Genomic DNA, 1236 nt, shown 5'->3' with positions numbered 1-1236 from the left:
TTGCTCCCTATCACCGCATGAAGGCGTGCAACTGGCGTTCGCCAACGCAATGGCTGCAGCCGGGCGATGCACGCCTGACACCTGAGCAGAATTGGTGGCCGATGCCGCCAGTGCCACCGCAAGCGCCATCGGCGGCCTACCCGTGGTGGCAGGGCGATGCCTATCCCGCCCAGGACGGCGAACTGGATCAGGCGCGCCTGTTCGAGGCAACCGCGCTGGCGCATGACGCGCAACGCGATGATTTCCAGGATGTCGCCAGCTTTGAATGCAAGCTCGCTATTCTGCTGGGATTGCCGTCTTACTTCCTGCAACTGGCAGGAAAGCTGTCGGGCCTGCTGGCCACGCCGGCATTCCTCGACTGGCTTGGTGCCGGCGCCGTGGACAGCCTCTTTTACTCTCCAGAGCTGGATGTGAGCGTAGGGCGCGTTTCTGCCCAGGAAGACCGCCTCTTTGATGGACTCGTCACTCTGCAAGCCTTGCAGGAAGGGGCGACGGATGTGATGCAGATTATCTGCAATGTCGAGGCCATTGACATGCCCAGCCGTCGGCACGTCTATGAAGCACATGCGGCGCAATTGCTGTGGCTGGTTCGCCAGCGCCCGGGGGGGCTCTTGCTCGAACATCAGCTGCTGTTTGTCGGCGCGAGCCCGCAGCAGATCGCGCCCGAGTTGCCGGCGGCCTTGCGTCGCTGCGCCCACTGGCCAGCGGTCTTGATGGCGGCATCGCTGCTGCTGCCGGGGTATGTCAGCATCGTGGCGGGACAAGACCTGAACAACTATCTTGACAGCTTGCGCGATTTGCATTGGCCATGCCACCTGGATCTGCAGGTGAAGAAGCCGGCATTTGCCCGACTGACGGACTTGATTACCCACTATGTCGACTGGCACAACGCCGCCCCGGGCGAGGAACGCGAACAACAGGCGCAGCAGTTGTTGCACTTGCTGGATCTTCCTTCGGACGCCGGAGGTGCCGTATGAGTGAGGCGCATGTGATTGCCCGCTGCACGTGGCATACGCGGTTTGATGAGGCGAAAAAGAGCACGGCCTTGCAGGATTTCATCAGCCAATGGAGCCAAACGGTGCTGATGAGGGAAATGGAGCAGGTGTTGTCCAGCCATTGCCCCCATGGCCAGACCTGGCGCATTGATCAGTTGACGCTGGAGCTGGGCACCATCGACTTGGTGAATGCACCGCGCGAGCTGCCGCAACGCCTGCGTGCCACATGCAGCGGCGCTGA

The 1236-nt window shown here is 61.9% G+C and carries 1 protein-coding gene and 1 pseudogene; both read left to right on the top strand.

Annotated elements, in window-relative coordinates:
• Positions 1 to 977, top strand: a pseudogene (locus I5W_RS24900) (hypothetical protein); the annotation flags it as partial.
• Positions 978 to 988: 11 nt separating this feature from the next.
• Positions 989 to 1236: contractile injection system tape measure protein (locus I5W_RS24895; protein ID WP_252717215.1), on the top strand; the 248-nt coding region annotated here is incomplete at its 3' end.

It is taken from the genome of Herbaspirillum sp. B65, assembly GCF_000333555.1.
Taxonomy (GTDB): Bacteria; Pseudomonadota; Gammaproteobacteria; order Burkholderiales; family Burkholderiaceae_D; genus Herbaspirillum; species Herbaspirillum rubrisubalbicans.
Note: the sequence above shows the minus strand (reverse complement) of the source record. Positions and strands in the feature narration are given on the sequence as shown.